Here is a 610-nt window from a genome sequence, read left to right on the forward strand (position 1 = left end):
CTGAATACCAACACACTCCCTTCATCTTCCTATCTGGTAATAATGAGGAAGAAACATGGATTAAAAATCTCAATGACGGAGCGGATGACTTCATTACCAAACCGATAAAACAAAAAGTTTTTATATCGAAGATAAAATCTCATTTAAAAAAGGCATACCTAAGAAAAGATATTCTTGATGGTGCCAGAAAAGATGATATCAGCTTTGAAAAAGGAAATCTAATTTATTGTGCACATAGAATTAAACCTTTTCCTCTTCCTCGAAAACATCTCAAAACAAACATAAGAGCAGTTTATACTGACAGTGATTTTTTTATGGCGCTTCAAGACACCAATACTTGGGGTATTATTATTGATGATAAGGCAGATTGGGCTATTTCTATTTTAGATAAGATCACTGAAATTGTTTCAAATCACATACCTATCAATATCCTTGTATCCGATGCCGATGATATGGATAAAATGGATAAATTATTAAAATCCAAAATAAGTGGATTTCTATTCAAAAAACTGAATCCGAAACTCATCATCCATCAAATAAACTCTAATGTTCAGAGAGAGCACGATCTGAAAAGCAAGTATTTAAACGCACTAAACTCAGCCGCAAAAAG

1 protein-coding gene is annotated in these 610 nt (G+C 32.8%); it reads left to right on the forward strand.

Translation table 11 applies throughout. The features are described 5' to 3' along the window. Positions 1-610: two-component system response regulator (locus ACERKK_RS13185; protein ID WP_373773533.1), on the forward strand; the 610-nt coding region annotated here is incomplete at both ends.

This window comes from Poseidonibacter sp., from assembly GCF_041821165.1.
In the GTDB taxonomy this organism is placed as follows: Bacteria; Campylobacterota; Campylobacteria; order Campylobacterales; family Arcobacteraceae; genus Poseidonibacter.